This is a genomic window from Pseudomonadota bacterium (assembly GCA_010028905.1).
Classification (GTDB): Bacteria; Vulcanimicrobiota; Xenobia; order RGZZ01; family RGZZ01; genus RGZZ01.
The window spans coordinates 1-10251 of record RGZZ01000002.1; the positions used below are offsets into that span (position 1 = coordinate 1).

Genomic DNA, 10251 nt, shown 5'->3' on the forward strand with positions numbered 1-10251 from the left:
GCGCACTGATGGACGCTTCCGCCGCATCCTCAACCGAGTTCACCTACGAGCTGGCATCAGACGGCCTGGTCAAGTCGTACGCCGGTCGTCGCGTCGTGAACGGCGTCTGCATCGGCATGAACGCGGGTGAGGTCGTGGGCCTCCTCGGGCCGAACGGGGCCGGAAAGACCACCACCTTCTATATGATGGTGGGGCTCGTGAAGCCAGAGGAAGGTCGGGTGCTGCTGCGGGGGCACGATCTCTCTCAGGCCCCCTTGCATGAGCGCTCTCGCGAGGGCATCGGATATCTGCCGCAGGAGCCGTCGACCTTTCGTCGTCTCTCGGTGGAGGAGAACCTGCAGCTCATCTGGCAGATGCTGGGCCTCGACGAGGCCGAGATCGAGCGCCGCGTCTCGCGCCTGCTCGGCGATTTCGGGCTCGATGCGCTGCGCCGCCAGAACGTGGTCTCGCTCTCCGGCGGTGAGCGGCGGCGTCTCGAGATCGCCCGTGCCATGGCGACTGAACCCCGCTATCTCCTGCTCGACGAGCCCTTCACCGGTGTCGATCCCCTTCACGTGAGCGAGATCCAGGAAATCGTCCGCGAGCTCCAGCGCAAGGGCATCGGCATTCTCATCACCGACCACAATGCGTCGGCGCTGCTCGAGATCGTGCACCGGGTCTACATCATCAGCGAGGGGCAGATCCTCGTGCACGGCACACCCACCGAGGTGGTGGCGAATCCGCTCGCGCGCAAGTACTACCTGGGGGAGCGCTTCTACTTCCGCAACGAGGCCGACCCCGCGGCCCAGGCCCAGGAAGAGGAGCGGGCGGTGTCGTGAGGATTCTCGACCGCTACGTGGTCTCCGAGATGGCGGGGCCGTTCCTGTTCGGCGTGTGCACCTTCACGCTGCTCTTCATGTCGGTCGACACCTTCATGCGAGCCGCTCGCATGTTCTCCGATGGCACGCAGGGCCTCAAGGTTGCCGCCGTGTTCGTGCTGGCCAGCATTCCCGGCGTCCTGGCCTACGCCTTTCCGATGTCGTCGCTTCTCGCGTGCCTGATGGCGTTCGGACGCCTCTCGGCGGACTCCGAGGTCGTGGCGATGAAGGCGGGGGGCATCAGTCTCTACCGCATCGCCCGACCGGGTCTTGCGCTCACCGTCGTGCTCTCCATCGTGGCCTTCTACCTGATCGACCAGATCGCGCCTGAGGCCAACTACCAGGCCCACAACCTCGTGGCGAAGCAGCTCGTGGCGGAGAGCGGTCAGATGCAGAACCTCAAGGTGCAGGAGGTGGCGGCCGATGGCACCGACCGCGTGGTGCTGGCCCGCAGCTTCGATCTCGATCGCGGTCTTCTCTCGCAGCTGACGATCTTGTTCTACCGCAGCAATCTGCGCGTGCGCGTCATGTACGCCGAGGACGCGGTGTGGGAGAAGCAGTCTGACGGTCTGTACGGCTGGGTCATGCACAAGGTCAAGACCCAGGATCTCGACGCCAACCAGAGCGTCACCTACGACACGTTCTCCGAGCAGATGGTGGCCCCCATCGCCTCCACGCCGGCTCAGCTCGCCGTGAGGCCGCGCGGGCGCGACGAGATGACACGCGACATGCTGCTCGACAAGATTCGCTACGAGCGCTATATGGCCCAGATCGAGGCCGAAGAGGCCAGGGTCGCCGAGAGCAAGGGGCTCAAGAAGGGCGAGAACAAGGGCCTCAAAAAGGCCTGGTCGTACACGGTGGAGTATTACTCGCGTATCGCCATCCCATTCTCTTGTCTCGTCTTCGGGCTGTTCGGCATCCCGCTGGGATTGCAGCCGCACCGTACGAGCAAGTCCATCGGGCTGGGTCTGAGCATCATCTTCATCTTCATCTACTACCTGCTGATGACCACGAGCCGCTCCCTCGGAGAGAGCGGCATCCTTCCGCCGTTCGTGGCCGCCTGGTTGCCGAACGCGCTGTTCGCTGCCGTCGGCATGGTGCTCTTGGTGAGGGCCGGCAAGGTTTAGGAGCGCTGTGCGGTGGCTGTAGCCCTGCGAATCTTTCTCATCGTGGTCGTGGGCGCCGCCCTGAGTGGTCTGGTGGCGTATCTCGGCAATCAGCTCGGGCGCCAGGTGGGCCGTCGCAAGATGACGCTTGCGGGGCTTCGTCCGCGCTACACCTCGAACATCATCACCGTGGCCACGGGCGCGGTCATCTACCTCCTCACGCTGGGCATCCTCTCGGTGGCCTCGTCTGACGTGCGGCAGTTGCTCGTCGGCCTGCGCGAGCTCGAAGAGCAGCGATCGCAGCTCCAGCACCAGGTGAAGGGGCTCGATGAGAAGGTCAAGGCGGGTCCGGTCTCCTTGCCTTTCCAGCCTCTGGCCGTGGGCGTGATTCAGTGCGGGCTGTCTGCGGACGACATGCGGGCCCAGATCGACACGCTCCTGCAGCTAGCCAATGACAACTTCGTCGCGCGCAACAATCAGCTTGCGTCGAAGTGCGGTCTCGCGCCCTTGCCAGATGAGAAGAAGCTGGTGAAGTACGTGGCCGCCGACAAGGAGGGGATTCTCGACACCCTCCGCAAGGCCCCGAAGGGCTCCACGGTGGTATGCATCGTGCTCTCCGGCAAGGTCACGGCCTACTACGACGATGAGACCGTGGCGCAGTTCCTGTTCCGCCCGAACCCGGTGGTGTTCCGCAAGGATCAGGTCATCACCTCGGGGGTCATCGACGGCCGGGCCACCTCAGCGCAGGTGTACAAGCAGGTGTACGAGTTCATCTTCAAGGATCTCAACTACACGTGTCTCGAGCAGTATCACATGGTGCGCAATCCCCTCACGAACAAGCTCGATACCAGTATCGACGGCTTCATGATGCGACAGGCGGCCGATCAGATCGCGCGCATGAACAAGCCCATGCGCCTTCAGGTGGTGGCCAACAGCGAGATCCATCCGCTTGGACCGCTCGACGCGCGGCTGCTCGTGGTCAATCAGTGAGCACGCCGTCTGGCCCGGTGCTGGCCATCGATCCCGGGCGGGACAAGTGCGGCCTGGCCGTGGTCGACGCACGGGGAGCGCTGGTGTTTCGCGAGGTGTCTGCCACGCCAGAGCTGGAAGCCCGGGTCGAGGAGGCGCTTCGGAGGTTCTCTCCCGCGCGGGTCCTTATGGGCGACGGAACAAAGTCACGCGATCTGCGACCAAAGGTCATCGATGTGGTGGAACGGATTCAGGCGGGAACCGGGGTTGAGCTGGTGAGCGAGCGACACACGACGGAGCGTGCGCGCCTCGCCTACTGGCGCGACAACCCACCTCGTGGGCTCCTGCGGTGGCTGCCGCAGGGAATGCGGGTGCCACCCGAGCCGTATGACGACTATGCGGCCTGGTGCCTCGCGCTCGCCTGGATGGGTCTCGAGGCCCCGGATCGCTGAGGGCGATGGCGCTGGCCTTTACGTCAGGCAGGAAGCCGACTATCATGGAGGCGACGCGGTCGCGCGCCCAGACGAGAGATGGAGTGAGAGCATGCGCAACGCCCGATGGATGATGGTTCGCAGCCTTCTGCTGGCGCTCATGATGCTGGCGGGAGCCAGCGCAGGGGCGAGAGCGGCAAACATTCCCGTACTGGGATCCGTGGTCGAGCCGAACTCGGCACAAGGCGCCGTGGGGGTTCTTCCGGCCGAGGGCGTTACGGTGACCGTGGTGGGCACATCGCTCAGCGACACCACTGACGCGCGCGGCGCCTTCCAGTTCAAGGCGGTGCCGGAGGGCGAGATCACCCTCATGGCCTTCAAGCCCGGGTTCCAGCCGACCATCAAGAAGGTCACGTTGCGCGGCCCCATGCCCGGCCAGGTGCTCCTCTATCTGCTACCGGGAGGCAGCGTGAACATGGGAGGGCAGGAGCACATCGTGAAGGCCGACACGGTGTACGTGGCGTTCTCGGCGCCCGTGCCGACGGGGTCAAACGGCTCGACCGTGAACTCTCCCTTGTCCGGCTCGGCCACCACCAGCATCAGCTACATGGGCGCTGTCGCCAACGGTGCCGACCCGTTCACCTTTGGCGGCAACGTGCCCAACATGCCGACCGGTCCCAACCAGTTCTCCACCAACGTCAGCGTTGCGCCGAACCAGCTCATGGTCCTCGATCCGGAGAAGCCGCAGCAGACCGACTACGTCGAATCGGCGAGCCGGCTGTTCTGGCTGGCCTTCAGCGCCAGCGGCAACAAGCTCTTCGCCGCGTCAGATCAGAACGTCATCAACGTCTTCGACACCTCGAAGAACAACATCTTGCTGCAGCAGATCCCGGCCGGTGGTGTGGTCAACGATCTCGTACGCAGCGGCAACTTCGTGTACGCGTCGATCATGCGCGCCAACGGTGATGGCATCATGGTCATCGACCCCAGCCGCAACGCACCCACCCGCATCCTGCCCGTTCCCCCGCTGCCCACCGGAGGCATCGCCCACGCGTGGTCGGTTGCCGCCAGCAGCGACGGCAGCCGCATCTACGCGGCCATCGGGAACGAGCGTGACGGAGAGGTGGCCGCCATCGATTTCATCACCACCCATCCGGTGGCGGTGACCCGCGTGGGCGCCAACCCCATGGGCATCGCGCTCACCCCGGACAATCGCTATGTGCTCGTCGCCAACAGCAAGGCGGCCACGGTCACCGTTCTCGACGCCGCCACCCTGCAGCCGGTGGCGAACATCCCGGTGGGCATCACGCCTTTTCACATCGCTGTTCGGCCCGACTCCACGAAGGCCTACGTCACCTGCAGGGGCAGCAATGCCGTGCACGTCATCCATCTCTCGACCCTGCAGCCGGGGCCGGTGATTCCTGTGGGAACCAACCCGATGGGCATCGCGGTGACGGGCACGGGGAATCATGTGTACGTGGCCAATCAGGGGAGCGCCACGGTCTCGATCATCGATGGCGACACCGACACGTTCCTGCGCAACACCACCCCTCTGCCACGCAGCCGCCCCTACGGCATCGCCGTGAAGCCCTGAGAACAGGGGCTTCCTCGACCTGCCGGGCTCCGCTTCGCGCGGCGTCGCTCCAACAATAGGGAGCGCAGAGGAGACTTCAGGGTCGCGGAAAGAGGGAACGGCCCCTGCACTGCGAAAGGTGTTCGGCCGCTTCCCGCCCGATTCGCATTGCGTGGGAGCGGTCTCCGAGCGTCGACGGGTGGCTTTGCGGCCGTGCCTTTCGAACAAGGACAGGATGCGCGACGTCTCCCATGCGAGCGGCCGTCCCACCGGGCGCTCATCAACTCAGGCAAGGCAGGTAACCTTCCCGTGTCTCTACTCGCCGCGGTACGCAGCCTCTTCGACAGCAACGCCAAAGAGATCAAGAAGATCGAGAAGATCGTCAAGCAGATCAATGGCCATGAAGAGGCCATCAAGCGACTCACCGATGAGGGGCTGAAGGCAAAGACCGACGAGTTCCGCGGGCGCCTGCAGAAGGAGAGCGATCTCGAGGTCATCCTGCCGGAAGCGTTTGCGGTGGTGCGCGAGGCGTCTCTGCGGGCTATCGGGCTGCGTCACTACGACGTGCAGATGATCGGCGGCATCGTGTTGCACCAGGGGCGTATCTCCGAGATGCGCACGGGAGAGGGCAAGACCCTCGTGGGAACGTCACCCACCTACCTGAACGCGTTGCTGGGCAAGGGCGTGCACGTGGTCACGGTCAACGACTACCTGGCCAAGCGAGACGCCCGCTGGATGGGGCCCATCTATCACTTCCTCGGCCTCACGGTGGGGGTCATCCAGCACGACACGGCCTACCTCTACGACCCCGAGTGGGAGGTCGATGACGAGACGGTCAACCATCTTCGTCCCGTGCATCGGCGTGAGGCCTACGCGGCAGACATCACGTACGGCACCAACAACGAGTTCGGGTTCGACTACCTGCGCGACAACATGGTCATGCGTCTCGAGGATTGCGTGCAGCGGCCGCTCTGGTACGCCATCGTCGACGAGGTCGACTCCATTCTCATCGACGAGGCGCGTACGCCCCTCATCATCTCTGGCATGGGACGCAAGTCCACCGACCTGTACGATAAGTTCTCCAAGATCGCCCTCAAGCTCAAGGCCGAGGTCGATTACGAGGTTGACGAGAAGGCGCACAGCGTGCCGCTCACCGAGGCGGGTGTGGCCCACGTCGAGGAGATCCTCGGCATCCAGAAGCCCGACTCCCTGTACGATGACGACAACATCGAGTTCGTGCACCACGTAAACCAGGCGCTGCGCGCCAAGGAGCTCTACAAGCTCGACGACGAGTACGTCATCAAAGAGGGTGAGATCGTCATCGTCGACGAGTTCACCGGCCGTCTCATGTTCGGACGTCGCTATTCTGATGGCCTGCATCAGGCCATCGAGGCCAAGGAAGGCGTGAAGGTCCGCCAGGAAGACCAGACCCTGGCCACCATCACGTTCCAGAACTACTTCCGCCTCTACCACAAGCTTGCCGGCATGACCGGCACGGCGGCCACCGAGGAGCGCGAGTTCCGCGACATCTACAACCTCGACGTGGTGATCATTCCGACGAATCGCAGCATCAGCCGAAAAGATCTTCCAGATCAGGTCTACAAGAACCAGCAGGCCAAGCTCAATGCGGTCATCGCAGACATCGAGGAGTGTCACAAGCGGGGGCAGCCCGTTCTCGTGGGAACGCGCTCCATCGAGAAATCCGAGGAGCTCGGGCTGCATCTCAAGCGTCGCGGCATCCCGCACAACGTCCTGAACGCGAAGTACCACGAGAAGGAAGCCACCATCATCGCGCAGGCGGGGCACAAAGGCGGGCGGGCCGCGGCGTCGACATCATCCTCGGTGGAAACCCGCCGGATCAAGCAGAGGCCGTGGAGGTCCGTACCGCGGGAGGGCTGCACATCATCGGCACCGAGCGTCACGAGTCGCGTCGCATCGACAACCAGCTGCGCGGTCGTGCCGGGCGACAGGGCGATCCGGGAACAACGCGCTTCTACATCGCACTCGATGACGAGCTCATGCGCCTCTTCGGCTCAGACCGCATTGCGGGCTGGATGGATCGTCTCGGGGTCGAGGAGGACGTGCCCATCGAGCACGGCCTGATCACGCGGGGCATCGAGAATGCCCAGAGCAAGGTCGAGTCGCGTCACTACGACATGCGCAAGAGCGTTCTCGAGTATGATGACGTGATGAACAAGCAGCGCGAGGTCATCTACACCGAGCGCCTGCGCATCTTGAAGGGGGAAGACCTGCGCCCGCACGTCGAGGAGATGCTCGACGAGCTGTTCGCGGAGCTGGTCGACACCTACGCACCAGAAAACGCGGGGCGCGACGAGTACGACATCGAGGGCCTGGCCCGCGCTGTGCGCGAGTTCTTCCCGCTCGAGGCGGAAGACGTCGAAGAGCTGCGTGACCTCGATCGCGAGGCGCTGCGCGAGACCGTTGTCGACTGGGCGCACGAGGCCTATGAGCAGCGCGAGGAAGAGCTCGGGGGCGACCTCCTGCGCGAGCTCGAGCGCATGGCGCTACTGCACACCATCGATGACAAGTGGATCGACCATCTGCAGTCGATGGACATGCTGCGCGAAGGCATCGGGCTTCGCGCGTATGGCCAGAAAGATCCTCGCCTCGAGTACATCGCCGAGGCGTTCAACGAGTTCGAGGGCCTCAAGCAGCGCATCCGGGAAGACACCATCAACTTCCTCTTCCGGGTGCGCGTTCACGAGGGCGCCGAGGCGCCTCAGATGCACGCCCCCCAGGTCCAGATCACCGGAACCAACCGAGATGATGAAAGCGGCGCTACCCCTGTGCGTCGTCCGAACTCGAAGGTGGGCCGAAACGACGCGTGCCCGTGTGGCAGCGGCAAGAAGTTCAAGAAGTGCCACGGCAGGGCCTGACCTGCGGCGTCCGGCAGATGGCGTGCGGCACCCGACCCAGATTCACACCCTTGGAGGCAGGTCATGATCACGGCGAACGATGTGGAACGAATGCACGAGCAGCTCAAGGCGCGGCTGGTCCGCGTCAAGGAGTATCTTTGACCTGACGGCACTCGCGCAGCGGGCCGATCAGCTCGAGCAGCAGATGGGCGCGCCCGATCTGTGGGACAACCCGGATCGAGCCCGCACGCTCACCAAGGAGCTCGATACCACGCGCCAGACATTGAAGCGCTGGCGCTCGCTCGATGACCGGCTTGATGATCTGCAGGCCTACGCTGAGCTGCTCGGGGAGGGGGAGGCCATCGATCAGGCCGAGCTCGACGAGCACGTACGTCTGCTCGAGGCCGATGTCGACGCGGCTGAGGTGTCGACATTGCTCACCGAGCAGTACGACAATCACGACGCGATCCTCTCCATCCATGCTGGCGCCGGTGGCACCGACGCGCAGGACTGGGCGCAGATGCTCATGCGCATGTACCTGCGGTGGCTCGAGCGCGGCGGATTCACCGCGGAGGTCGTCGATGAGTCGGAGGGCGAGGAGGCCGGCATCAAGTCGGCCACCATCATGGTGAGCGGTGGGGTCTCTTCATTCGGCTACCTGAAGTCAGAGAAGGGCGTGCATCGCCTGGTCAGGCTCTCGCCGTTCGATTCGGCCCACCGGCGCCACACCGCGTTTGCCCAGGTCGACGTGATGCCCGACATCGATGACACCATCAAGGTCGAGATCTCTCCGGATGACCTGAAGGTCGATGTGTATCGATCGAGCGGCGCGGGGGGGCAGCACGTGAACAAGACCGAGTCTGCGGTGCGCCTCACCCACCTGCCCACGGGGATCATCGTGGCCTGTCAGAACGAGCGCAGCCAGCATGCCAACAGAGATACGGCCATGCGCATCCTGAAGGCGCGCCTGTTCGAGCACGAGCGACAGGAGCAGGAGAAGAAGCTGGCCGCCATCCGAGGCGAGCATCGTGACATCGCGTTTGGCAGCCAGATCCGGTCGTACGTCCTGCACCCCTACTCGTTGGTGAAGGACCTGCGATCCGGGTACGAGACCGGGAACGTGCAGGCGGTTCTCGACGGTGACCTCGACCCCATCATCAAATCCTATCTAGAGGCTCGGGTTCTGCAGAAGATGGCGGGCGACGCCACCGATGTCGCGTGAGGCGCCGGCGATTCGGCGCGAGAAAGGCTGTGGTTCGATGACCTCAGAGACCCATCCCCTGGTGAGGCCGTGCATCCTCGACTGCCGCCCGTATGTGGCGGGGCGTCCGCGCAAGAGCGTGCAGGAGATGCTCGGGCGTGATGACGTCATCAAGCTGGCCTCCAACGAGAATCCACTGGGGCCCTCACCGCTGGCGCTCGAGGCCGTCACGCGCGCTGCGCGCGAGATGCACTACTACCCGGACGACGCCAGCACCGAGCTGCGCGAGCGCCTCTCGACGTACTGGGGCCTACCCCCCCAGAGCTTCCTCGTGGGGAACGGATCGATGCAGATACTCGAGCTGATCTGCAAGACCTTCGTGAACGATGGCGAGGAGGTCATCTCCGGACACCCTTCCTTCCGGGTGTTCGATGGCCTGGTGCGGGCGGCCGGAGGGCACTGGCGGGGCGTGCCGCTGCGTGACCACGTCCACGATCTCGAGGCGATGTCGGCAGCCATCGGGCACGCCACTAAGATCGTCATCGTGTGCAATCCGAACAATCCCACCGGCACGGTCGTCGCGCCGTCGGCGCTGCGCGATTTCGTGGCGGGGTTCCCGTCTGATCGCCTGCTCGTGCTCGACGAGGCCTACGCAGAGTACTGCGAGGAAGGGGCCATTCCCGACTTCCGCGAGCTGCTCGAGATGTGTCCGAACCTCCTCGTGCTGCGCAGCTTCTCGAAGGCATATGGTCTCGCGGGGGCACGCTGCGGATACGCAGTGGGTTCGATTGCCCTCATCAATCTGCTCGAGCGGGCGCGCATGCCGTTCGTGGCGAACGCGCTGGCACTTGCTGGCGCCCAGGCCGCGCTCGACGACGTCGACTTCCTCGAGCGCTCGCGCAGGAACAACCAGGAAGGCCTTGCCCGTATGCGCGATGGGCTGCGCGCACTCGGCCTCCAGGCGCTCGAGACCCAGACGAACTTCCTGGCCGTGCGGGTGGGATCCAATGATCTTCGCTACTTCGAGGAGATGCTGCAGGAAGGTGTCATCGTCTTCCCTGGCACGAACACCGATTTCCGAGGGTGGGTTCGCGTGACCGTGGGAACACCGCCCCAGGTTGAGCGCTTCCTTCAGGCCACTGCCCGGGTTCTCGAGCGGGCGCGCCACGAGATCGAAGCCGAGCCCGCCCTCCAGGGCTGAGCAGCCAGATCTGGGCACGGTCGGCAGGTTTTTCGAC

General features: G+C 64.4%; 7 protein-coding genes and 1 pseudogene. All 8 read left to right on the top strand.

Features of this window, described 5'->3' with window-relative positions; all coding sequences use genetic code 11:
* Positions 1-8 precede the first annotated feature (8 nt).
* Positions 9-818, top strand: a complete 810-nt coding sequence (lptB, locus tag EB084_00225; GenBank protein NDD26680.1) for an LPS export ABC transporter ATP-binding protein — start codon at positions 9-11, stop codon at positions 816-818.
* Positions 815-1984, top strand: a complete 1170-nt coding sequence (locus EB084_00230) for a YjgP/YjgQ family permease (GenBank protein NDD26681.1) — start codon at positions 815-817, stop codon at positions 1982-1984. The genes lptB and EB084_00230 overlap by 4 nt, the downstream gene beginning before the upstream one ends.
* A gap of 12 nt (positions 1985-1996) precedes the next feature.
* Positions 1997-2953: a DUF3084 domain-containing protein gene (locus EB084_00235; protein NDD26682.1), complete on the top strand. Its 957-nt coding sequence runs from the start codon at positions 1997-1999 to the stop codon at positions 2951-2953.
* Positions 2950-3384 carry a hypothetical protein gene (locus EB084_00240; GenBank protein ID NDD26683.1) on the top strand — a complete coding sequence of 145 codons (435 nt, stop codon included), beginning with the start codon at positions 2950-2952 and terminating at the stop codon, positions 3382-3384. Before EB084_00235 ends, EB084_00240 begins: the two co-directional genes overlap by 4 nt.
* A complete protein-coding gene (locus EB084_00245; GenBank protein ID NDD26684.1) occupies positions 3320-4957 on the top strand; it encodes a hypothetical protein in 1638 nt (545 codons plus the stop codon). Before EB084_00240 ends, EB084_00245 begins: the two co-directional genes overlap by 65 nt.
* A gap of 288 nt (positions 4958-5245) precedes the next feature.
* Positions 5246-7833: pseudogene (gene secA, locus EB084_00250) on the top strand (preprotein translocase subunit SecA).
* A 63-nt stretch (positions 7834-7896) separates the two neighbouring features.
* A protein-coding gene (gene prfB, locus EB084_00255) for a peptide chain release factor 2 (protein NDD26685.1) occupies positions 7897-9034 on the top strand; the annotation gives its coding sequence in 2 pieces (ribosomal slippage) (positions 7897-7959 and positions 7961-9034; 1137 coding nt in all).
* Positions 9024-10214: a histidinol-phosphate transaminase gene (hisC, locus tag EB084_00260; GenBank protein ID NDD26686.1), complete on the top strand. Its 1191-nt coding sequence runs from the start codon at positions 9024-9026 to the stop codon at positions 10212-10214. The genes prfB and hisC overlap by 11 nt, the downstream gene beginning before the upstream one ends.
* The last annotated feature ends 37 nt before the right edge of the window (positions 10215-10251 follow it).